Here is a 24,570-nt window from a genome sequence, read left to right on the forward strand (position 1 = left end):
GCAGAATTATATTTTGCAAATACAGATTCATACCGTATAGCATAGATAGTGGGCCTGCCTATCGACCTGTTGTCCCGGGGGGCCAATCGTCATTCGTTAAGGAAAAGGGCAAGGGATCACCATGAGCGAACCCGTCACATGCAAGCAGCACGATAGCGTCCTGCTGATTACCATTGATAACCCCCCGGTCAATGCACTTTCTGCCGCTGTGCGCCTAGGCCTATCCAAGGCGTTCGCTGTCGCCGAGCAGGAGCCTACCGTGAAGGCAGTCGTCCTGCGCTGTGCGGGGCGCACCTTCATCGCCGGTGCCGATATCACTGAATTCGGCAAGCCAATGCAGCCTCCCGCCTTGCCAGAAGTGCTTGATCAAATCGATACATTCACCAAGCCAGTAGTGGCAGCACTACACGGCACAGCACTCGGTGGCGGGTTCGAAACAGCCCTGACTTGCCACTACCGCATTGCCGAAGCATCGGCCCGGGTGGGGTTACCGGAAGTTAAGCTTGGCCTCCTACCCGGCTCCGGAGGCACCCAGCGCTTGCCGCGGCTGATCGACGTCAAGAGTGCGCTAGACATGATCGTGTCGGGCCGCCAGGTTGCGGCACCTGAAGCCATGGCGCTGGGCGCCATTGACCGTATCGCCGAGGGCGACCTGACCGAACAAGCCATGGCTTATGCACGAGAACTGGTGGACAACTCAGCTCCCCTGCGCCGCTGCAGCGACATGGCAGTAAACACCGCTGATATCGGAGCAACATTCTTCGCTGAATATCGCACCCAGGTGGCCAAGCAGCAGCGGGGGCTGGAAGCGCCTCAGGCCTGCATCGAGGCCATCGAAATAGCCACCACGCTGCCATTCGCCGAAGGCTTGAAGAAGGAACGCGAGCTGTTTCTCGAGCGAATGGCATCCTCCGAGTCGGCTGCCCTGCGACACGTTTTCTTTGCCGAACGCCAAGCTCCCGTGGTTACCGACTTGCCGCGCGACACACCGAAACGGGAGATTCGTCGAGTTGGGATCATCGGCGCCGGTACAATGGGCTCCGGCATCGCTATCAATTTTCTCAACGCAGGGATTCCCGTTACCCTGCTGGAGATGAAGAGCGAGGCCCTGGAGCGCGGCATAAAAACCATTCAGGCCTACTACGACGATCGCAAAGCCAAGGGGCGCATGTCGGAGGAAAAGGCCAATGCCTGCTTCGCACGGTTAGCCGGTACGCTCGACTATGCTGACTTCAACGACGTCGACCTGGCCATCGAAGCGGTGTTCGAGAACATGGCCGTCAAACATGAGGTGTTTGCCAAGCTCGATGAGGTCTGCAAGCCAGGGGCCATCCTGGCCACCAACACCTCCTACCTGGACGTCAACCAGATCGCCGCAGCTACCTCGCGTCCGCAGGATGTACTGGGCCTGCATTTCTTCAGCCCCGCCCATGTAATGCGGCTGCTGGAGGTGGTGCGGGCCGACAAGACCGCCGACGATGTGCTCGCCACCGCAATGAAATTGCTCGGCACCATTGGCAAAGTGGGAGTTGTCTCTGGCGTTTGTGACGGCTTCATCGGTAATCGCATGCTCAAAGGCTACGGCCGGGAAGCCGGTATTCTGCTGTTGGAGGGAGCTAGCCCCTCCCAGATTGATAGCACAATGAACCGCTTTGGCATGGCGATGGGGCCGATGGCGATGGGCGACCTCGCTGGCCTGGATATCGGTTCCCGAGCGCGGGAAGAGCGCCGTCAGCGTGGAGAAACGGTTTCCCCCACCGATGGCGCTGTGGCCGACCGGCTGGTGGAGATGGGCCGCCTGGGTCAGAAAAGTGGTAAGGGTTATTACCGCTACGAGGCTGGCTCTCGCAAGCCGATACTCGACCCGGAGGTAGATACGGTCATTGAGCAGGCCGCCAAGCAGCTTGGCATCGAGCGCCGTGACATCAGCGAAGAGGAAATCCTGCAGCGGCTGATCTATCCGTTGATCAACGAGGCGGCAAAAATTCTCGAGGAAGGGATTGCTCAGCGCCCCAGCGATATCGACGTGGTCTGGATCAACGGCTATGGCTTCCCGACCTACCGCGGCGGCCCCATGCACTATGCCGACAGCATCGGACTGGCATCCATTCTCACCACCATCAAGCAGTATCAACAGCGCTACGGCGATACCTGGCAAGCCGCCCCGTTGTTAGAGCGGCTGGTGCAAGAAGGCAAACGCTTCTCCGATCTCTGAGCCGCCAGGGCACGCAATGTTTCTCTCGGCCCTGAGGGCCTTTATGGGTTGTGCCAACTGGCACAACCCTTTTTTGCTACTGCCGACCTCTCGCCTTGTTGGAGTACAACCGCTGGAGTACAACGCTGGAGTACAATCGCATGACCCTCTGGTTGCTATTTACCGCTCTGCTTGCCACCGCTACCGGCCAAGGCGTGGTGATGACGCTGCTCCCGCCCCTGGGGCGTGAAGTAGGACTCAATGAATTCCAGGTAGCCATCATCATATCGTCTTCCGCCTTGGTCTATGCTGTGGGCACCACGGTTTGGGGACGGGTGAGCCTGCACTTCGGCCGGCGCCGTATCATTCTTATTGGGCTGGCCGGCTATACACTGGGTACACTGCTCTTCACCACGGTCTTCTCGCTGGGCATGCTAGGGTTGCTGGCGGGATTGCCGCTATTCATGGCACTACTCTTCAGCCGCATGCTGCAATCCTCGATCATGTCAGCCACCCCGCCTGCCGCCCTAGGCTATGCGATTGCCTTAACGACGGCCGACAAACGCCTAGCCGCGATCAGCCGGACCACCTCCGCCAATAGCCTGGGACAGGTGGTGGGGCCTGCTTTCGGTGGTTTACTGGCGGCCTTAGGCCTGCTGGTACCCCTCTACACCGTTGCGCTGCTGACTTTTTTAGCGCTGGGCTGGTTATGGTTTAGGCTGCCCGATGACCGCCTACTGCCAGGGCAGGTCGATGCAAAAACGACGCACCTCAACACTAGTGAACGGCTCACCTGGGCTTCCTGGCGCTACTTAATGGTGGCAGCCGCCCTATTCTCGGCCATGGCCATGATTCATCAGACTCTGGGGTTCTTCTTCATCGATATCTGGCATCTCTCTCCATCACGGGCCGCTCAACAGGTCGGCTTCTCCGTCCTGACGCTGGCACTGGTCTCGGTCGCGGTACAATTCGGTTTCGTCCAACGCAGTCGTTGGGGCACAGGTCGCATGCTAATACTCGGTCTAACCAGCCTGCTTATCGGCTATATGCTGCTGGCATTCGCTGCCAGCATGGTCAGTTTGCACGTTGCCATGGCACTGGTCGGTCTTGGTATGGGATTGAGCTACCCGGCAGCCGCCACTGCGGCAACTTCAACCGGCAGCGCCCAACAGCAGGCAAAAGCAACCGGGCTGGTGTCAGCCACACCCGCGGTAGGTTTCATTATTGGTCCCTTGGTCGCCGCTCCGCTGTATCAACTGAACCCTAGCGCCCCCTTCGCTGCCGCCGCGATCCTGATAGCGGTCATGCTGGTCATACACCGCTTACCAGCGACCCATACCCGAGCTACAGACACACCATAAAAAAACCCCGACCACAGGGGCCGGGGTTGGTAGCGATGGATGGGAGACAGTCAAGCCAGCGTCAGTAAGCCTCTTCATAGACGGCGGCCACTTCCTGAGGGCTCTTCACCGGCCTTGCATTGAACATGATAGCGGCGTCCCCCATGGCATGTACGGCCAGGTTCGGCAGATTCTCTTGCGGTACGCCGAGATCGCGCAGATGGCGCGGGTGGTCGACCGCCTGCATCAGCGACTCCACCGCCGCGGCCGCGGCCAACGCCGCTTCGCGTTCACCCATACCTACGGTTTCCACGCCGAGCGCCTGGGCCGCCAGTGCCAACTTGTGGCTGGCATGGTCGACGTTAAAGCGCATCACCCGAGGCAGCATGATGCCGCAGGCGAGCCCGTGTGGGATGTCATGGACCACCCCCAGCGTATGGGCCATAGCATGGGCTAAGCCAACTTGTGCCACATTGAATGCCCAGCCAGCCATGGTGGCCGCCAATTGGAGATTGGAACGAGCAGCTTCGTCGCGGGGATTTTTCACTACCCTGGGCAGGTTTTCACTGATCAGGCGAATGGCCTGTAGCGCCTGACCGTCGCAGATTGGCTGCGAGCGGGTACTGGTCAGCGCTTCAATAGAGTGAGTCATGGCATCCAGCGCCGTGGTCACAGTCATGCGGTGGGGCAGCCCGAGGGTAAAGAGAGGATCGAGAATGGCGCTGTTGGGCACGATATAGGGATCGAGGATATAGACCTTGCGGCCCACCGCCTTGTTCTTGATCACCGCCACGTTGGTCACCTCGCTGCCTGTGCCGGAGGTGGTGGGGATAGAAATATGAGGGGTCTGCGGCTCCTGCAAACGCAGCATGGCCATATGATCATTACACTTGCCGCCATTCTTCAACACGACGCATACCGCCTTGGAGGTATCGATCACACTGCCACCACCAACACTGACAATGGCATCGGCACCACATTCACGAGCATAGGCCGCCGCCGCATCGACGGTATCCAGAGACGAGTCCTGCTCGATACGGTCGTAAAGCCCTACACAGAAATCATCCAGCGCCTCTCTAACCATGGCTGGCAGGCCCGTCGCATTGACGCCCTCGTCGGTCATGATCACCGCACGCTTACAACCCAGCTTGACCATCTCTTTGTAGATCGCTGGCAAGCTGCCGTGACCGGAAATGATATTGGTGGGTGCCTTGTACTGCACGAAGGGCGTCTTCTTGTCGTCCGAGAGGATGGCCATGGCCGGACTGGCCCCGACCGCCGCGTAGGCGCTGACATGGATCCGCTTGACCTGGACAAATTCCGACAGCCCAGACGCCCCCATCTCACGGCCGAACCCGGACTGTTTGTAGCCACCGAAGGGGCAGAAGTCACCGAAGGCATGATAATTATTGATCCACACCGTCCCCGTGCGCATCTGGGCGGCAACCCGCTGTGCCCGAGCATTACTGCCGGAATACACGCCACCCGCCAAACCATAGATAGAGTCGTTAGCGATAGCCACGGCCTCTTCATCGCTATCAAATTTGATCACCGCCACGACCGGGCCAAAGATCTCCTCCTGGGCAATACGCATACTATTATCGACATCCGTGAAGATCGTCGGCGCGTAATAGTGGCCGCCCGAAATGCCGGGCACCTCGACCCGATGCCCACCGGTGAGCAGGGTAGCGCCCTCCTCCAGACCCAGCTTAACGTAGCCATCGACGGTTTCGAGCTGCTTGGCACTGACCAGCGGCCCCAGATGGCTCTCTGGAGAGAGCGGGTAGCCGACCCGCAACGCCTCGGTACGCGTCTTCAGCTTGGCAATGAATTCATCATAGATCTTTGAGGCAACCAGCAGTCGAGTACCCGACTCGCACACCTGCCCCTGGTGCAGAAAGGTGCCAAAGACCGCACCATCGACCGCCGCATCCAGATCCGCGTCGTCGAGGATAATATTGGCCGACTTCCCCCCCAGTTCCAGGGTAACTCGCTTAGTGGAATCCGCCGCCAGCTTCATGATGTCGTTGCCGACACTGGTGCTGCCGGTAAAGGAGATCTTGTCGACGTAGGGGTGCGTGCAGAGCAGATTGCCCACTTCACGCCCCTGACCAGTAATCACGTTGATGACCCCTTTGGGAATACCAGCGGCCTGGGCCGCCTCGGCAATGATCAAAGCGGTAAGCGGCGTCTGGGTCGCCGGCTTCAGTACGATGGTGTTACCCATGATGATGGAGTGAGAGATCTTCCAGAACGCCATGCTAGCCGGAAAATTCCATGGAATGATCCCAACACAAACCCCGATCGGCTCACGGCGAATATAGTCACGCCCCGGCGCCCCGACATTCCCAGAGTAGGGAATCTCCTCCTCCCAGGGAAAACTGTTCGCCGAGTAGTGAGCCAGGTTACGCAGCAGGCTGGCACCATTGGAGGCCCAGAACTTGGACAGATTGATCACGTGGCCGGCATCCATGGATTCGGCCATGGCCAGGCGCCCGGCCAACTTCGTGACGTGGTCAGCGAAGTCATAGACCCTGCTGGCACGCTCCGTCGGCGTCAGCCTTGGCCACTCGCCGTGATCGAAGGCCTCTCGTGCCGCTTCAAGGGCGCGCAGGGCATCTGCCTCTCCCGCCTGGGCCACCGTTGCGACCGGTTTCTCGTTACCCGGGTCATACGTAGTGAAGGTTCTGCCATCGGCGGCATTGACGAACTCGCCGTTGATGAAGAGCTGGTAGGAATCCATGGATGTTGTACCTCCCGATTGCAGACGTCGCCCTGTGGGTAAGCGCGGTCATGCAATGACGCGTTATGATTGTGTAGGAATGGTTCTGCTTGAAAAACCCTACCCAACGCATGCTGAAACGACAAAGGAAAGGCACTGTTTCACTGAAATTATTGTTTTATACTGAAACACCTCCCAACTCTTCCGCAGTGAAGAATACAAGTTCGCAAAACACTCAAGGAGCAAGCCATGATGGAAAGCAATAGGCAGGAGCCTAGCGCGCACCAGAACGCTGCTTCGGCCATGCTGGCAGTCTTTCCTACCACCGACAGCCTGAAGCACTTCGCGAAGGCGGGCGATAACGCCCCCCTGCTGGAGTCTCTGCTCGCTTTCGCTCAACGCCATGGTGTCTTAGAGGAGGCCGACGTTGATGCCCTGTATCGCTATATCGACGAGCATGGCGGCGGCGCGAGCAGATCACTGGACGCAGGAAGGCCACAAACCCTGGAAGAGCTGCTCGACAACAGGCAAGCGCATCTTTCACTGCCCCTATCGATACGCGCCTGGACCGAGCGCATCAATGCCTTACTCGACAAGCACCAAGTCGCACTCCCCCGAGTCAGCAACTCGATGCTGACTCGCTTGAAGCGAGAACCGGCCGATAACCTGCATAAACAGAACGTACTGCGCAGCCTGGCTTTCTGGATCGGGCATCAGCGGCAAACACTCGGTGATCAGTGGCACTTCGAAGCGTTGTTGGCACTCTGCCAGGCCAGTAGGCGAACAGAAAATTTCACGGCGGGAGTACGCATGGGGTTTTCCCTCAGCAGCCGCGGCGACCTGATCGACAACCCCGTCGTCAACTGGCTCAAACGAACCCTCAAGCGCCACCTCGACCAGCGCGATGAAGGCTCGCCCGGCGGGCGCTGGGGCAAGGTACATTCCCACGATATCACCACGCTATATATAGACATCCCCAAAGAGCATGACTCCGGAGCCCCCCTCGCCTACCGCCAATGCCTGCGCCAGGCGGTTTCACTGGCCCACAAAGTCGCTATCAGTTGGGCACTGTCGGAACACTCCAGCCACAAGCGCTTTCTCTCTATCGGCCTGACGACCGGCGAGTTCTCGAGTCTCGACGGCTATTTGCTACCACTACTCGGGGCCGAGCTACCGGGTGACCCAGTGGTTCGAGTGTCTAATTTCACCCGACAATGCCTGCAGATCAACGACATACGGGTTCTGTACCAGGAGCGCCCCACCGAGGTGACACTCTTCAATGGTGAAGTGCTGGCAGCCTGGCCGCTCACTGCGCTCTGGAGCTTCATCTACTTCGATTTCGCTCCCGAACTGCAGAGCGACCCCGTGCTCAACGCGACAGGAACCAGATTCGAATTCGACACCTGGCAAACCTACACCCCAAATACCGCCAAGGATGCCATCAGCACCTTCCTGCGCACTCCCCATAACGCCATGTTGGGCATCGAGATCGCCAAGACGCTCTATTATCGCCACCGCTTTGCCGAAGCCTGCGACATCCTGCGTATCGTGCTCAGCATAGACCCAAGCTCCATGGTGGCCCGCACGCTGCGCATGATGATCTACCGCAATATGGCGGTGGAGTGCCCCACACTCTCCGGCGCCACAGCACTCTTTCGGATGGCGGCCCAGGACGCCTGGTGTATTCGTCAGCATAATGCTTCGCTACCCGAGGATTATTACTGTGAAGTCGGCGTATTAGCACTGGCCGAGGCCCTCACGTTGGCCAAGTTCTCCCGCGCCGCCGGTAACGCGATGGGTGAGGAGGAGCGCTTCCTGGCCCTGCTGGAAGAAGCCGCAGACCTCTTCGAAAAAGGCATGAGCGTCTCGCCTGCCGGCCTACGCTCAAGCTTCCTGCTGGCCAGCGCTCGCCTGCTGAAGGCGTTCTTTCGCGCAGACCCGCACCTACTGATTGATGACAGGCGCCGAGTGGATGGAAGCCAGCCACTGGCAGCGGAGCAGACAATCAACCTGCTAAGGCTGCGCGGCTATGATGTGGAGGCCGCACTCACCCCAGAAGGCAACCAGTTTGTGGAACACAAGCTGCTGGACAAAATCACGTTCCATAACGATGCCATTGCCCTGCGCGCCTATCGACCAACCTTGTGCTATACGGCCGCTGTCGCCCTGTGGGACTTCACCCCTCAACGCACCGCAGGCCTGGCCCGACAGGCCCTGGCGCTGATCGAGCAAGCCCGAACAATGGCACGAGAGCTGACACAGAGCGGCTTTCACATCTACTCCTTTAGCCGAATCTATGGCGAGATTCTGACCACTGAACGCTTCCTTGAGCATATGGATAATGCCGAGCAAAGCATTCGCCGCACAGCAGGCAACACCCTCGATGCATGGCCGAACCACAAGCCCCTGCCATTGAAGAAGCAAGCTGAACTCTTACTCATGGCCAACTTTCCCACATTAACGGCAACAGGGCAGACGGAGGGGAAGATAAAGAGTAACTAGCCTCACAAAGAGAACGCACCACAGCTGTGTGCAGTCAGTCCTCTGCACGCACCTCCCCGACCGAGTGCCGTCTGAGCCGCATTTTCTGAGCTGCCTGGGCGGCAGCGCACTCATACCCCCATGCATAAAACTCCTCGATAGCTTTCTGAGCTGCCTGGGCGGCAGCGCACGCGTGATGTATTCGCGCCCGCTGTCTTTATCTTTTCTGAGCTGCCTGGGCGGCAGCGCACATGTACGCAGGCAAGGAGGTAGGAGGAATCTGTTTCTGAGCTGCCTGGGCGGCAGCGCACTTTATTAAATGGATGGGTGGCAAGCGCCGCCTTTTCTGAGCTGCCTGGGCGGCAGCGCACCTTCCATTTCATCGGGATCAAGCACACCTGGTTTTCTGAGCTGCCTGGGCGGCAGCGCACGACCCGGTATTGAAGTAACGGCTCCATCTCTTTTTCTGAGCTGCCTGGGCGGCAGCGCACCCAAGCGCTATCAATAAGTAAGCGAAAATCATTTTCTGAGCTGCCTGGGCGGCAGCGCACTCCGAGACCGATCGCGACTCGCTGGCAGGTGATTTCTGAGCTGCCTGGGCGGCAGCGCACACACCGTGGTGATGACAGCGGCTGTACACGGTTTTCTGAGCTGCCTGGGCGGCAGCGCACGTCGAGTGTTGGCCATGAGGGGTATCCGTTCTTTTCTGAGCTGCCTGGGCGGCAGCGCACCACCATTTGGGCTTTTAGGGCGACGTCATAGCTTTCTGAGCTGCCTGGGCGGCAGCGCACTGAAGGATGCGGCAAATACTGTGCTGCGGGCATTTCTGAGCTGCCTGGGCGGCAGCGCACAATTTGCCGGGGCACGCGTATGTTTAGTAGCATTTCTGAGCTGCCTGGGCGGCAGCGCACCTTAACCGCGTCAACGATGTTTTGGCGGCTACTTTCTGAGCTGCCTGGGCGGCAGCGCACCTTAACCGCGTCAACGATGTTTTGGCGGCTACTTTCTGAGCTGCCTGGGCGGCAGCGCACCAGATCGGTGCTACTTGGTACTTTGCCCGCGAGTTTCTGAGCTGCCTGGGCGGCAGCGCACCATTAGTGATTTACCAACGCCCTCTTCTGCGGTTTCTGAGCTGCCTGGGCGGCAGCGCACTTGCTCCTAGCTCTGACCCATCTGGCGAGTCTTTTCTGAGCTGCCTGGGCGGCAGCGCACGTGCGTTCATTCGCCGCCGAATTTACAGACGTTTTCTGAGCTGCCTGGGCGGCAGCGCACCCGCCGTCGCATTAATATTACTCATCCCTGACTTTCTGAGCTGCCTGGGCGGCAGCGCACTGACCCGCCCGCCGCCGTGGAATTTCGTTACCTTTCTGAGCTGCCTGGGCGGCAGCGCACGGGCAGAGCGACTATCACGTGATAGCGTTGATTTTCTGAGCTGCCTGGGCGGCAGCGCACTATTGCTCCCCGCCTTGTTGCTGGCCGGGCGTTTTCTGAGCTGCCTGGGCGGCAGCGCACGTATTCAAGGCGCAGCTGCTCAAGGTCGAACATTTCTGAGCTGCCTGGGCGGCAGCGCACGTGCCAGACGGCTCCATCCTAATCACCTCGCTTTTCTGAGCTGCCTGGGCGGCAGCGCACAAATGGCGCAAGGCGTGCGAGTGACGAAAGCATTTCTGAGCTGCCTGGGCGGCAGCGCACGCGATGTGCTAGAAGCAGCACCATTTGCCTTGTTTCTGAGCTGCCTGGGCGGCAGCGCACGGCAATCATCTTCATTGTTAACGCCTCCGTTCTTTCTGAGCTGCCTGGGCGGCAGCGCACGTGTAGTGCTATCAGTCATCTCTTTTACCCCTTTTCTGAGCTGCCTGGGCGGCAGCGCACATGCGGATGATGTGGCGGCGCGTATTAGCGCTTTTCTGAGCTGCCTGGGCGGCAGCGCACCCGGCAGTGGCCATTTCCTGCAGCTTTTTATTTTTCTGAGCTGCCTGGGCGGCAGCGCACACATCAAAGCATGAGTTCCTGGATGGCTTGCTTTTCTGAGCTGCCTGGGCGGCAGCGCACCACCACCTCAATGGTCCAGCTATTTTCGTCGCTTTCTGAGCTGCCTGGGCGGCAGCGCACTGAGCGTTAGCGCCACTAATGACAAGGCCAGCTTTCTGAGCTGCCTGGGCGGCAGCGCACCGGAAGCGCTTTCCGCTGGCCTTGTCATTAGTTTTCTGAGCTGCCTGGGCGGCAGCGCACGTGGGCAAGCCCGATTACCAGCCCGCGCCGCCTTTCTGAGCTGCCTGGGCGGCAGCGCACTAGCTGATGCTCTCCGGGGCTCTTTCTGATGATTTCTGAGCTGCCTGGGCGGCAGCGCACGCCGGGATTAGCACCTTAGCGGTCACGATTCATTTCTGAGCTGCCTGGGCGGCAGCGCACCTTATCGGCCTCCACGCTTTCTGCAGCTTTACTTTCTGAGCTGCCTGGGCGGCAGCGCACCGTGCACGTCTTGCGTTCTGGCCACTGTAAAGTTTCTGAGCTGCCTGGGCGGCAGCGCACGATGTTAGCAAATCGCTGTATCAGCGCGTGTCTTTCTGAGCTGCCTGGGCGGCAGCGCACTTCCCACGCCCAAACTGGTTTAGTGTGTCGATTTTCTGAGCTGCCTGGGCGGCAGCGCACGTCGTGCCGGTTTCTGCGATGATAATGTCCATTTTCTGAGCTGCCTGGGCGGCAGCGCACATAATGAAATAGATGATCCTGACAACAATTCGTTTTCTGAGCTGCCTGGGCGGCAGCGCACCGATACGTGGCCATCGTACATGCGTGGAGAGTTTTCTGAGCTGCCTGGGCGGCAGCGCACCGTGCGGCGTGGGTGAGCGGTGAAGAGGGCGTTTTCTGAGCTGCCTGGGCGGCAGCGCACTTTATCACCGTTGCCAATTTTAAATGCGTACTTTTCTGAGCTGCCTGGGCGGCAGCGCACTCCACAAACTCCGCGCTAGGATCGTCTTTAATTTTCTGAGCTGCCTGGGCGGCAGCGCACCTGGCTCGTGAGCATGACGCTGTTGCTAAGCCTTTCTGAGCTGCCTGGGCGGCAGCGCACGCACTACATATGGCATCAAACTTTATGACGGTTTTCTGAGCTGCCTGGGCGGCAGCGCACCCGTTGACGTTGAGTATGAGAGCGCTATCACGTTTCTGAGCTGCCTGGGCGGCAGCGCACTTATTTCAGCTCTTGGGCTTTGTGGCATTCGCTTTCTGAGCTGCCTGGGCGGCAGCGCACTGCGCCCGGGCACGCTATCCCGCCGATATGCATTTCTGAGCTGCCTGGGCGGCAGCGCACCACAACGCCCCGTTATGCAATTATTTTTCGCGTTTCTGAGCTGCCTGGGCGGCAGCGCACAGACCAACTTTTTGGGTTTAGTGATCCTTTTTTTTCTGAGCTGCCTGGGCGGCAGCGCACATGAATTCCGAGACCTTCATGCCGAAGTGCTGTTTCTGAGCTGCCTGGGCGGCAGCGCACTTCGCGCAGAACCGCTAGAGCGGCGTCAGTCTTTTCTGAGCTGCCTGGGCGGCAGCGCACTGATGCAGTCTACCGCGTGCGTGAGTCACTGATTTCTGAGCTGCCTGGGCGGCAGCGCACAAGCTGGCGTAGCACCTTAACTAGCTCGCCCTTTTCTGAGCTGCCTGGGCGGCAGCGCACCCAGCATGCGGCAATTGTGACGAAAACGGAGATTTCTGAGCTGCCTGGGCGGCAGCGCACTCTTTGATCTCTTTACGCTTCTTTTCCAGCGTTTTCTGAGCTGCCTGGGCGGCAGCGCACAAACATGGATATAACCCCGCTTTGGCGGGGTTTTTCTGAGCTGCCTGGGCGGCAGCGCACCAAGCCGCTGTTGCCCACTGTCGTTGCGGGCGTTTCTGAGCTGCCTGGGCGGCAGCGCACGTATCAGCGTGTCAGTGAAAGCGAAAGTCGCTTTTCTGAGCTGCCTGGGCGGCAGCGCACCAGTACGCATTAAAGATGAATGCGCAGCTCCATTTCTGAGCTGCCTGGGCGGCAGCGCACTAGTTATGTACGAGCACTCAATTAGAGATGCTTTTCTGAGCTGCCTGGGCGGCAGCGCACTCGGCGCGCCCTCAAACGTGCGGATCACTGACTTTCTGAGCTGCCTGGGCGGCAGCGCACTCGATCACTACCGTAGCGCCCGTTATCACGATTTTCTGAGCTGCCTGGGCGGCAGCGCACCGTGACGCTTGGGTCGTTAATCTGCGCGCCCTTTTCTGAGCTGCCTGGGCGGCAGCGCACCGCCCCTGCCAGCAGAGCGCCATTGCACCTGCTTTCTGAGCTGCCTGGGCGGCAGCGCACGCCGAGCTAGAGGAGCGGGAGGCGGCGCTGGCTTTCTGAGCTGCCTGGGCGGCAGCGCACGATTGGCCCCACGACTGGGCACAGTTCGCCACTTTCTGAGCTGCCTGGGCGGCAGCGCACTCAGCGCCTGCATTTGATTTGCAAGACGCGATTTTCTGAGCTGCCTGGGCGGCAGCGCACGTTATCACGATGGCGGGCGCGGTGAACTCGTGTTTCTGAGCTGCCTGGGCGGCAGCGCACGGTTAGAAGGCTCTTTCTCAGCTCCTCTTTGATTTCTGAGCTGCCTGGGCGGCAGCGCACCATGTCTCGATAAACCATTGCAAACGCCCACCTTTCTGAGCTGCCTGGGCGGCAGCGCACATTTGGCGGCTGCGGCAGCACTGGTGTGTGTATTTCTGAGCTGCCTGGGCGGCAGCGCACCCCAAGATCGTCATAATAACAGGCTTGCTCTGTTTCTGAGCTGCCTGGGCGGCAGCGCACGAGGACGGCTGCTACGCCGATTGCGGCGCCCATTTCTGAGCTGCCTGGGCGGCAGCGCACCGGCCATGTGGTCGCCACCGGGGGAGGTGGATTTTCTGAGCTGCCTGGGCGGCAGCGCACCTCTGCCGTTTGCTCAAACACGGGTGGCGTTATTTCTGAGCTGCCTGGGCGGCAGCGCACGTGCACAAGATGAAAGATTACTGCTCACGCTGTTTCTGAGCTGCCTGGGCGGCAGCGCACAAGTCGTATTCGTATTGCTCTAGCGCGCTCATTTTCTGAGCTGCCTGGGCGGCAGCGCACTTAGTGGCCCTCCTTGTAACCAATCTGTGGATTTTCTGAGCTGCCTGGGCGGCAGCGCACTGACATACGAAAACGCCACTAATGGTTTTATTTTTCTGAGCTGCCTGGGCGGCAGCGCACAACCGATAGGAAATAAAAAAGCCACCCGGCAATTTCTGAGCTGCCTGGGCGGCAGCGCACGTAACCGATCAGCGACAAAAACGGCCTGTATATTTCTGAGCTGCCTGGGCGGCAGCGCACGCTACTTACCATTGGAAACGTGCTTGAAACGTTTTCTGAGCTGCCTGGGCGGCAGCGCACCGTATCAACGACAGACTTGAGCGCCTCATATATTTCTGAGCTGCCTGGGCGGCAGCGCACTTTTATGGCTTCCTCGCGTAGTTTTTCGTTCGTTTCTGAGCTGCCTGGGCGGCAGCGCACGTGGCCTTTGATTTGTAGGTGATTACTCTGTGTTTCTGAGCTGCCTGGGCGGCAGCGCACCCGTATATTGCTAAACATGCTTTTCATGTGGTTTTCTGAGCTGCCTGGGCGGCAGCGCACGCGGGGGTGCGTCTTATTTGGAGGGTGTCATTTTTCTGAGCTGCCTGGGCGGCAGCGCACGGCAACCTGCTTCTGAATGGCGACCTCAAAGATTTCTGAGCTGCCTGGGCGGCAGCGCACGTATGCGCGAATCTGCGCTAAAGAATAGCTATTTTCTGAGCTGCCTGGGCGGCAGCGCACTTGCTCGCCTGGATGTTATGACAGCGAGCAATTTTCTGAGCTGCCTGGGCGGCAGCGCACTGGATCCGGCGGCGCTGGCAAAGGCATCCAATTTTCTGAGCTGCCTGGGCGGCAGCGCACACCATTAGTGGCGTTTTCGTATGTCATCACTTTTTCTGAGCTGCCTGGGCGGCAGCGCACGATCTATTGCGCCCCCCTGGTTTTGTTGGGCATTTCTGAGCTGCCTGGGCGGCAGCGCACATTAGCTCGTCGGGGTCACGGCCCCATAGGATTTTCTGAGCTGCCTGGGCGGCAGCGCACAAATAGATGTGCTATCATAGCCATTCGGCTGTTTTCTGAGCTGCCTGGGCGGCAGCGCACGCGGCGTTGTGCGTGAGGTAGTTCCGGGTGGTTTTCTGAGCTGCCTGGGCGGCAGCGCACTAGAGCATATCAAAATTAATGTGCTGATTGTTAAAGAGCTTTAGCCAAAAAAAGCGATATCACCCTTTTTTGAGCGATACCGCTAAGTGGTTGATTATTGGTTGCCAATTTTCACGTTAGAAAAAAGGGTCAAAACCACGGCACGGTAGCGTTACTGCTTAAACCATAGTGGTTAAACGCACCCGCCACCGCGTTTTCATGAGGCTTGCTGTGCTCTATAAACAGGCTGAATCGCTGCTGGGTAGAACGGCTATTGATCTGTACAAAGGGCAGCTCTATACGCCGCGCCGCAACTTTGGCGTAAATTGTCCGCGCTTCGTCTTCTGAAATGTTATGCCGCTTGGCATAGCGTTTGGCACGGCTTGCGCTCCCTGTATTGAACTGCTTCCGCGCGACATTAATATGCTGCGCATTCGTAGGAACAGCGATTACCTCACTCACCTTGGCATGGTCACGCATGCCCGCTAACCAGTTCGCGCTCATTAGCTGCTGCAAACGCGCTTGAGTACCATGTAGGCGAAGATGATCACTTAGTGTGCGAGCGCGAACACCATGTTTATGCTTTGGAAAACTGACACCTACATCTGCGGCTTCTAGATCAAACAACGCTCGGTGCAACTTGTTGTAAAGCGCGCCCATGAGCATTGTTTCCGGAAAGTCCGGGTCGGGGCGCAAGCGAATATCAATGTAGTGATCCATGGCTTACCCCGCTTCGCCGAACACACCACCACGGATCAGCGTTGCCATCACAAAATGCTGCTGCTCAGTGGACGGCACTGAATCCTTGATCATCCAGTTATCCAGCAGTGAGTAGAAATCGGCTTTCTGCTTGGGCTGGCGGTACGCTTTGCCCTGAGTCGTTACTGATCCATAAGGCTCTACAGCAATAGGCCCAAGGTCTTCATCGTTTTCATTGGGGTACCAGGTGTCTATAGTACGAATGGCGTTCCCCAATTTCTGAGAGTGAATACCGGCAATATCGCTGACGTGATAAAGCGTTTTGCTCTTATCACCACGCCCGCGATCAAGAATCAGCTCTTGAGAGGGGAACACCTCTTGACCACTGCCCATTCGTACATAGGCCACTACCTCTAGCAGTAAGTGCTGCTCGCCCGCTAACGCGGAGGCGATAACTCCCGCAAGCTCTTTAAGCTCGGTAGTATCCTCGAAGGCACGCAACGAAAGCGACAATGCATCAAACGTCCACTCTTTGGTGGCTTTGCCTTGAGCCAACTGGCGAATACTGACTTCTACTTGCTCTGCGCCCATGCGGTTACGCCACAGAAAGCGACCATTAGCGAGGTTATTGGCGTAACGGTGCGCCAGTTCGCCGAAGCCTTGCGCTTGTTTATACTCGGCAACTGCCTGTTCCAGCTTGGCTTGGTACTCAGCGTTATTACAGGCTGATGGCGTTCCAGCACCAGCTAATACGCGCAGGGTGAAGCGAGCAACCAGGGTATCTGCATTGTGGGGCAGTGTGGCGACATCGACGGTTTGTAGGTTGGGGTTTTCAATCGCGGCATCTAGCTTGGCGGGATCCTGATCTTTCGCTTTCAAGCGGTTGGAAATAGTGCCGCGAACCGACTTTTCACGCACCACGACCGGCTGCCACTGCTGCTCATCTTCCCGCTTATCCCAATTGCTGGCGTAAAGCAGGGCATCAGAAGGGTCGAGCTTACGCTCAAAGGCGAGGACGGAAGCGGTTTTAAGGGTATCGTTTTTAGCCATGATGAAGCTCCTTATTTACTGTGCAGTGGCGCGTAGGTGGTAATCGTTATTGAGTCGGTAAAGTCCCGCTTCTTCGTCGTTATCAACGTACCAAAGCAGGTCTTCAGGTTGCTTCATGCGGTGCGGGCTGACCCATTCACCAATGGAGTAGAGGCTTTCAACAAAGCGAAACTGGGTCTTGGCATCGCGAGCATTGGCCACTTCTCCAGACTGGAAAAGGTCGGAAATAGCGCCATAACCCACCGGAATCGGCACCAGCCAGCCGCGATAGGGCCGCTGAGCCTGCCAAACGGGCTTCTCGCTGGGTTCGCCTTCATTCTCTAACGTGCAAACATGGTTAAGACGAGAGAGGTCTAACCACGCATCCAGCAGGCTGCACTCGGGGTTGTGCTGCTGCAGCGTTTGATGGTGTTCGGTGAGGTAGTCGTCGCGCAGGGTTAGCGCAAAGCCGGGGAGCCAGCGCCGTTTTAGGCGTGCGAATTGCTTGTAGCGTTCATCTTCTTTGTCATCCAGCGCCACCCATTGCGGTCGCTGCTTGTGGCTTGGTACGTTGCGGTTAGGCACTACGCTACCACCGGCAATTCGCATGCCCGACACAATTTCACCAATTTGATAGGCAATATCCTCATGCTCACTTTCTGTAGCAGCACTATCAATCGTGAAGATCAGCGTGATATCAAGATGGACGCGCCCTTCTTCTACAATGGCTGCCGTCCCGCCGGTTTTATCCACCGGATTACGCGTTAGGTGAAAACCACGAATGTAGCCGCCTTCAGTGGCCTGGGCTTCAAAATCGTGGCAAATAACACCGACATTACCGAGCGAAACGTTGATACCTGCCGAAAAGAGCTTGCGCTCCAAGGCGTGCATCAAGCCTACAAAAGCACTCATGGCGGGAAAGCCCCAGGTCATTGGACTGGAAATGGCATTGGCGTTTTGTACCCGCAGGCGCGGCAGGACCAGGAGGTTTTTCACTTTATTCATCGTCATCACCTCCTGGCAGGTTGGTTAAGTCTTCCATTAGGCTTTCCATCCAGCGGCGGTCACGATCCTGCAGGCGTTGATGGGTAGCATCTTTCGCCAATGTTTTCTTCCAGTGGCGAAATTCCACATCACCAAAGGGAAGCTTTCCGCCGAGCGCGGTATTCAGCCAGTTAGCAAAGCGGTGACGAATATCGTCTGCCCACTCCACGCTGTTTCGCGCTTCACGAAAAGAGCTATCTTTCTCGGCGCGGCCAGGATCTAGCCAGTAAATTTCTTCTACTGGTAATTCGCACTTCTCATCGTCACTCCATCCCGCAGGCAGGCTATGCATCTGCATAGCGAATAGCGCCAGCTCATCCATCAGTATGGCGGTGTAGTCATCGCGCAAATCGCGTGTGTGCATATCTGACGTAGGGTTTGTTTCAAGAAATTGTTTGAGGTCTTTAACCAGCGAGCGCACGTCCAAACGGCTGCCAAAGACGCCAGGGTGAGAGAAAACCGATGCGACTTTCAGCGGTGGGCGAATATCGCGCACATTCCAGCTCGGTGGCATTGAGGCCAGCAAATAGTTATTCCCGCCTCGCTCGCTATTCAGCTGCGAGATATTTTGTGGCTTAGTGCCCCCCATTTTCTGTACGGCTAAGTCGGGATAGTTGTGCACGGTTTGCTCGGCGTATTTGCCCTCCCGCTTGGCTTTACGTGCCTCTTTGGCCTCTTCGCTAAAGCGATCATGGTTAATAGTTTGAAATACGCGATGCGCTAGCGAGGTGGCATAGAGCGGGGCTAGCAGATGGAAGTCTTCATCCTCCAAGGTGTCTTCGCCCACCAGCCAATAGAGTTGCTTGCCCCGAGTGTGTGAAGCGTGCTCGCCACTCGGCTCGGTAATCGCCGCAAAAGCGTTGATCCAAGCCTGGGCTTGTTCGTGGTTATCGCTTAACGCTTTTGCCAGCTCACCATCATTTTCCAACGCACGTTCAAGCAGTGATTTTCCCTCAAATTGTAGCTTCAAGAACTTATAAACATCCAAAGCTGCAGCATTTCCCACAACATCGCCCGCAAAATCAGCGGGAAGCGTGTGGCTGCCGACAAGATGATGGTTGTTTAGCAATTCAGGTGGGGCGTAAAGATTGGAGCCTTTGGCATCCGGATGAATAGGTTTGAGGGAGTGGGTAACGACTTGCAGTTGACCAACACGTCTTGCCGCATCGTTAATCCAGGTATCGAACTGGAACTGCTCCACTAACGCCTGGTATTTTGGATCGTCGGGAGCTAGCTTTTCCGCTTTGGTATCGAAACGCTCTTTTAAGAAGGTTTCGACCCCAGAGCGAATTTCTGCTGCTCTGCTATTATCTGCCATACATTTTCCTTTTGTTTATCACACTCTGTTGGCATAGAAATGATGATAAAACACAGCGACCACATCTTTAGTATTCTTTGGTCTGAAGAAGACCAACAATTTGTCGGTTTATGTTCGGATTTTCCAAGTCTTTCCTGGCTTGCTAATGACAGCACCGATGCTCTTACTGGTATCAAAACGCTTGTACGCGAAACGCTCGCGGATATTAACTAGCATGTTTAACTTCATTTGCTCCTCCAAAACCCCAATACGGAGTGGTATCCCCACCGTGGGCTTCTAGCCGAAGCAGTCACCGTGCCGAAGGTACGGGCGGCGCGGTCAAGGGAGATATCCAAGTCTTCCGCTAAGTCAGCCAGTGCTGTTAAGTAGTCGCTTGCACCCCAGGGTTGTATCCGTTCGCCCTGCTCGTTTGCTAGGTCTATCCGCACCAGTAGGCTCTCTTCCACCGGAACGTAGAGTTTTTCACCGCGCCTTGCGCCATCATCTACGCGGTGTAGCGTCCAGGTTTCACCGCCCTCATCGGGCAGCAGCGCTAGGGTTATTTCAGGTTCGAGCTGCTTACGAAATGGGTCACGTTGAATCAACACACCGGTTAAATGCAGCTGCGGCATCACATGCCAGCTATAGGCGCCTAACGGCGGTGGCTTGGGTGTTTTCCCTATCCGTATCTCTTTTTTGGTTAACGGCTCGGCGGGTTGTTCGATCATCAGTTGGTGTAGCCGCTCGTGCTCCAGGTCTACCAGGCTATCTTTGGCGTGCAGCGTTTCTCGTGCCAGCACGCGGGGGCGGGCATCAATCACTTGATACTCATCTGGCGTTAACAGCGTGTTAAGTGAGTGGCTATTAAGACGCCAGGCCATCTTCGTTTCAAAGCCTGGCTTATGAAACGCGGGCTCATCCGCGCGCTCCAGATGCTTTAGATTGGTCTCCAACAGCAGAATATTCGCCACCTCACAGGCCTGTTCGCGATGGCGACGCACCCGGCCTGCTAACTGAATAATCGAGCGCATGGAAGAAGGCTCCACTATGGCCCAATCATAGTCGTGGTCGCGGCCCACTTCCGTGACCGGCGAGCCAAGCACCATAAACAGGTGATCGTTCTCTTCGCTGCTATCCAGTAGGCGGCGGATATCCGGCTGCTGAAAAACGCGATCTGGCTCAGCCCGTTGCAGCGTTCTGTCTAACCGGCGCTCAATTTCTGAGCGCATGACCAATGGGTGGCGGGAGTGATAGACGCACAGATGAAGTCGCACACCCTCAGGTGCGCCCTGCTGAAACAGTGCTCTGGCCACATCTACTAAGGGGTCAATATTGGCCATTCGGATCAAGCCAAAGCTGACGCGTTTTCCCGAATGGGGGTCAACGGAGTGATGCTGTTGGTGAAGCGCTAGCGCATGTTCACGCAGCAGGGATGCAATGGCGGGTCTTATCTCTTCGGGGCGTTTACCCAACGGTGGCAACGCTAAAATATCTGCGCGGCGGCGTACCGGGCTTTTGGCTAGGCGCTCTAACCGACGCTTGGCAAAGGCGTGGTGAGCCTCTCGAAAAGTTTCGCTACTGGAGCAGTTGTGATGCTGGCGGTCGTGCTCGTCGAACCAAGCGCAGCAAATATCGGTCGCTAACCCCGGCTCGCCGCGGTGACGCTGAAAGGCTTCGCGACCACTGCGATAGGCTTCATACAAACCCTCCACTAGCGCAGGCGGCAAGGTGGCCGAGGAAAGCAGCACCCGTGAACCTAGCAGCCCAGCCCAATTGACGAGCCGGGTAAGCGCCGGCAGGTCGTTGATATCGAAATCGTCGATTTCATCGAGCACTAAATCACTGCTCATTAGGCGTAGCATGGGCACGATCTGCCGTCCGCCTCGTGTGCTCTCCGTGGCGGGCACTAGATGGTCAACGGTACATACTAAAATCGGTGCGGCGATCAGCGCGCGGGTGCCCGGCTCATCGCTCAAACGCCGCAGTACCGGGTGGCTATCAAAATTGCCATCAAACACCACGTGGGCATCTTCTTCAATCAGTGCCTGTTTGGATGCTGAACCACTGGCTTCGGCTTCCTGCTCGTAGTGCTCAAACAGGGCTTTATTAGCGCTGCCACCCACGCGCACGGCGAGTTCATCTTCACCTAAATGCAAACGATCACGTAAAGCTTGGCCGGTTTGCAGGGTTAGGGTGCGCAACCCCAACGCAATGCTAAAGCGCGCGCCCTGCTGTGGGTCAGCCAGAGCGTACATAATGCGGCCATTCGCTAAGGTTTTACCACAGCCAGTGGACGCCATGTTAATGCCAAAAAAGCCTTGGCGCTGGCTACGCTCTCTAAGCGATTGCGCCAGATCGAAAGCTTTATCCTGCCAGCGAAAGCGTGGGTGGCTACTGCGCTTACGAAAGCCTTTATGGCGCGCTAAACGGGGTAAGTGGCTGTCTACGCTGGGTAGTGCACGGGCAACTGCTGCCGCGTGTTTCTCAACTCCTAAAATATGCTCATCTAACGGTTGATTGGGCTGTCCGGTTTTGCGCACGGTATTGGCAATTAACGGGTAATTGGGCTCGCCGCGCACGCGATGCTGTAGGTCTTCCAGGCTTGAGTAATGGTGATCGGCCAGCATTAAGCTAAGCCGAGCTAAGTGCATAACGTAGCGGCTTTCCAGCCAGTGGCTACCATTTTGCAGCCGTACCTGTAACCGCGTGGCGAGCTTTGTGGCACGCTCACGCCAACGTGGCGTGCTAACAGGTAATCCGCCCTTGAACTGCCAGTAGGGTGTGATGCGTTTAGGGTCTTGGGTCTCGGGAATCTCGTTCCACTCGGCATAAATAGAAGCAAACAATCCGCCCAATTGCTCCGCCTGAAGTGGCGCCTTTCCTCTGCCCCAGCGCCTTTCATTTTCACCATCGTTTTCCGGCGGTTTTAAAGGTAGCCGGTGGTGGCTAAGCACTAGCCAACCCAGCGCAGCCGCCAGCGGCGGTAAACGACTAAACACCGTAGAGGTGGGTGTATCTATCCCGTCGCGCTCTAATCCTGCCAACCAGTCCTGCTCTTGATAGCCGCCTTCGGCTAGGCGCGCAAGCCATGTGGAGTCGTCATCACTACCTACAAACGCTTGGAACAGGCGTAGCGAGATCCACTCATGGCGGTATAAGTTGCGCCCTTCCAATTTGCCTTTTAGCCGCTGCTGAAAGGCGTCGCAGGCTTTTCCCAGGTCGTGGAGTAACGCAGCCATCGCAGTAAGCAATAGAATGTCTTCACCGTTGTGCCAGTCGTTCTCATCGCGACGGCGAAGGATATCTCTGGCGGTAGTATTGGTTGGTACTGCACCATTGATATTAAACCGCGACGCATCCCCCACTACCCACATTAGCTCGCTGTGGTCGTGGCCACGAATCCAGTGGCAGGCGACGGCGGTATTCTTGCGGGCTTTTTTACGCAGCAGCTTGCGCAGTGTATCTAGTCCCGCCTGGGTGATAGGTGTTTGCCAGGTGCGATCTCCTCGGCGTTCGGCAAACTGGTCGAGTATTCGGCGCGTCTCTTTAAGGGCATTTTTGTTGCACTGGGAAATAAGCAACACATTCATTGCTCCGCGCCCCCCAACGCTTGAGCCACTTCCTTGAGCGTATCAATCATGAAATCGAGGGATTCGGTGCGGGTTAAGCGCTCAATGCAGGCTTGGCGAAACTCCTGCTCTTCATCGCCGCGCATGGCGGAAATAAATGCTTGAGGCAGAATCACGGCGTCTTTCACCAAATCCGCCACATCAAACACCAGTCCTCCGCGGCGGGTTTTACCGTGCAGTACCGCAAGCCCGTGGGGAATGCCCAATACCCAGGTGGCGGTCGCCGCTAGGCCATAGGCGAGGTAGTTGCCGTGATCAAGAAAGCGGTTGGCAGGGTCAGTGCCTGAGCCGCGCTTGGCGCGGGTGAAGTCACCGTAGTCGACCGCATTAACCGCTAGCTTGAACAGCGTTTTGGTTAAGCGTGCTTCTAAGGTCAGTAGATCAACGGTGTTGGGGGCTTTGGTAATTGCTTCACGGTGATGGTTCAGTGCGCTATGCAGGTGGTCGGTGGAAATAGTAAAGCCTGCGTCTTTCATCACACGGCTTGTCCATAGCGCTTCAATACGCGCAAGGCGCGCCTGCTGAAACGCGCGGGCGGCATCCAGACGTTTTACATCGTCAAACCAGAAACGCACCCAGTATTGAAGATACTCCGTGGGCCGGTACTCGCTTTGCGGGGTTAGCCAGGCGACATCCACATCCACCTCATTGGCGGCAAATAACGGCGTGCCACCGCCACCACAAAACCCGACTAATACACCTGCTTTGGCAAGCTCACGCATGGCCGCTTGGGTAATTGAGGTACCGGTGCCCAACAGTATCGAGGTGGTGTTGGCGATGGGGATATTCCAATAACGGGATTTGCTGCCCTCATCGGTAACGTATTCTACTCGGCCACCATTCACCAGCACCCGGCAGTGCTGCAGGTAATAGAGGTTAGCGCGTTTGGAGTGGAGGATTGTTTTAAGATCCGAAGGTGAGAAGTCTTCCACGGTAGCACTCCTGAGTAGCGATCTCCCATCTAACCATCCTTCGCCCCACCATGCTATTGACCTTAGTCATACTTCGCGCCTTTTGAATACACGTTAGCCTCTGGTGCTCTCCATGCTACGCTTAGCGCTACCGCCCCCTTTTATAGGCCTTCACCATGCATGTTGTTCGCGTTTTTACCGCGTTGGTTACCACCTTGGTGATCGCGCTGCCTGCTTACTCACAAACCTCATCTCAAGCCTCTACCGATTGGGCGATCTATGACGAGGTGTTTGAAAGCGGGGCACGCCATGCTGCTTGGTGGGATGCTGGGTGGACGGGGATTTATGCAGCAAGTTTCGCGATCGACGCCTACCAAGCGAGTGAGGCAAGCAGCCGAGATGACCGCTTTGATGCGCGGGTGGGGGTCGTGAAATCTGCCTTGGCGTTAGGTGGCATGCTGCTAGACCGTCAGCCGCACCAAGCGGCATTGGTTGAGTATGAGCGCCTAAAAGCCAGCGGTGAGCTAAGCGGCGTGCAGGCGCTGGGCTTAGAGCTTGCCCAAGCCGAACAGGCTCGTCGTGGTTTTGAAGCACGCATTAGCTCGCTAGTGGTCAACAGCCTTGCAGGAGCAGTGATTGCCGCCGATGGTCGCGAGCGAGACGGTGCGATTAATTTTGCTACCGGTATGTTAATTAATGAGCTGCAAATATGGACGCAGCCCAACCAGGCCTCTAGCGCGATTAATCGTTTTCAGCCTGCCAACCTGTCGCTGGGGCCTATCACTATCCCCGGTGAATACGCACTGCATGTAACGCCTCAGCAGCTTGGTGCCACCTGGCGTTACTAATTTGCCCTTCTAAGCTCTGCCTTCTTTTTTGTTCTTCCACAGCACTGGTGGCAACTAGCAACCAGTGCTTTATCGTTGCCAGCGTGGCATTAACACGTAAAATATTTGGCAACTTTTGGCTTTAATTAACGTTATGTTATAACC

General features: G+C 57.2%; 11 protein-coding genes and 1 CRISPR repeat array. Of the genes, 4 read left to right on the top strand and 7 right to left on the bottom strand.

Annotation, left to right across the window (positions count from 1 at the left end):
- The first annotated feature begins 121 nt into the window (after positions 1 to 121).
- Together CPA45_RS06305 and CPA45_RS06310 are read left to right on the top strand one after the other, a co-directional pair.
- Positions 122 to 2,215 carry a 3-hydroxyacyl-CoA dehydrogenase NAD-binding domain-containing protein gene (locus CPA45_RS06305; protein ID WP_096650748.1) on the top strand — a complete coding sequence of 698 codons (2,094 nt, stop codon included), beginning with the start codon at positions 122 to 124 and terminating at the stop codon, positions 2,213 to 2,215.
- Between the two features lie 140 nt (positions 2,216 to 2,355).
- Positions 2,356 to 3,555 (top strand): MFS transporter, encoded by a 1,200-nt coding sequence (locus tag CPA45_RS06310; RefSeq protein ID WP_096650749.1) that lies wholly within the window; start codon positions 2,356 to 2,358, stop codon positions 3,553 to 3,555.
- A 61-nt stretch (positions 3,556 to 3,616) separates the two neighbouring features.
- Here CPA45_RS06310 and CPA45_RS06315 read toward each other — a convergent pair whose 3' ends face one another.
- Complete coding sequence (locus CPA45_RS06315) at positions 3,617 to 6,277, bottom strand: aldehyde dehydrogenase family protein (RefSeq protein ID WP_096650750.1); 2,661 nt, start codon at positions 6,275 to 6,277, stop codon at positions 3,617 to 3,619.
- A 228-nt stretch (positions 6,278 to 6,505) separates the two neighbouring features.
- Here CPA45_RS06315 and CPA45_RS06320 point away from each other — a divergent pair, with 228 nt between their 5' ends.
- Positions 6,506 to 8,758, top strand: a complete 2,253-nt coding sequence (locus CPA45_RS06320) for a hypothetical protein (protein ID WP_096650751.1) — start codon at positions 6,506 to 6,508, stop codon at positions 8,756 to 8,758.
- Positions 8,759 to 8,840: 82 nt separating this feature from the next.
- Positions 8,841 to 14,990: a CRISPR direct-repeat array (repeat unit 28 nt; unit sequence TTTCTGAGCTGCCTGGGCGGCAGCGCAC).
- A 129-nt stretch (positions 14,991 to 15,119) separates the two neighbouring features.
- Here the strand turns inward: CPA45_RS06320 and cas6f are convergent.
- The 6 genes from cas6f to cas1f form a co-directional block, all read right to left on the bottom strand.
- The gene (cas6f, locus tag CPA45_RS06325; protein WP_096650752.1) at positions 15,120 to 15,689 is read right to left on the bottom strand and encodes a type I-F CRISPR-associated endoribonuclease Cas6/Csy4; all 570 of its coding nucleotides are present in this window, start codon (positions 15,687 to 15,689) and stop codon (positions 15,120 to 15,122) included.
- A 3-nt stretch (positions 15,690 to 15,692) separates the two neighbouring features.
- Complete coding sequence (gene csy3 / locus CPA45_RS06330) at positions 15,693 to 16,718, bottom strand: type I-F CRISPR-associated protein Csy3 (RefSeq protein WP_096650753.1); 1,026 nt, start codon at positions 16,716 to 16,718, stop codon at positions 15,693 to 15,695.
- A gap of 15 nt (positions 16,719 to 16,733) precedes the next feature.
- On the bottom strand, positions 16,734 to 17,702 hold the full coding sequence (csy2, locus tag CPA45_RS06335; protein ID WP_096650754.1) for a type I-F CRISPR-associated protein Csy2: 969 nt from the start codon (positions 17,700 to 17,702) through the stop codon (positions 16,734 to 16,736).
- Positions 17,695 to 19,059, bottom strand: coding sequence for a type I-F CRISPR-associated protein Csy1 (gene csy1, locus CPA45_RS06340; RefSeq protein ID WP_096650755.1), 1,365 nt, complete (start codon positions 19,057 to 19,059; stop codon positions 17,695 to 17,697). Before csy1 ends, csy2 begins: the two co-directional genes overlap by 8 nt.
- A 224-nt stretch (positions 19,060 to 19,283) precedes the next feature.
- Positions 19,284 to 22,628 (bottom strand): type I-F CRISPR-associated helicase Cas3f, encoded by a 3,345-nt coding sequence (cas3f, locus tag CPA45_RS06345; RefSeq protein WP_096650756.1) that lies wholly within the window; start codon positions 22,626 to 22,628, stop codon positions 19,284 to 19,286.
- Positions 22,625 to 23,599 carry a type I-F CRISPR-associated endonuclease Cas1f gene (cas1f, locus tag CPA45_RS06350; protein ID WP_096650757.1) on the bottom strand — a complete coding sequence of 325 codons (975 nt, stop codon included), beginning with the start codon at positions 23,597 to 23,599 and terminating at the stop codon, positions 22,625 to 22,627. The genes cas3f and cas1f overlap by 4 nt, the downstream gene beginning before the upstream one ends.
- A gap of 155 nt (positions 23,600 to 23,754) precedes the next feature.
- On the opposite strand from cas1f, the gene CPA45_RS06355 reads away from it, so the two are divergent.
- Positions 23,755 to 24,426 carry a hypothetical protein gene (locus tag CPA45_RS06355; protein WP_096650758.1) on the top strand — a complete coding sequence of 224 codons (672 nt, stop codon included), beginning with the start codon at positions 23,755 to 23,757 and terminating at the stop codon, positions 24,424 to 24,426.
- The last annotated feature ends 144 nt before the right edge of the window (positions 24,427 to 24,570 follow it).

Source organism: Vreelandella nigrificans (assembly GCF_002374315.1).
Taxonomy (GTDB): domain Bacteria; phylum Pseudomonadota; class Gammaproteobacteria; order Pseudomonadales; family Halomonadaceae; genus Vreelandella; species Vreelandella nigrificans.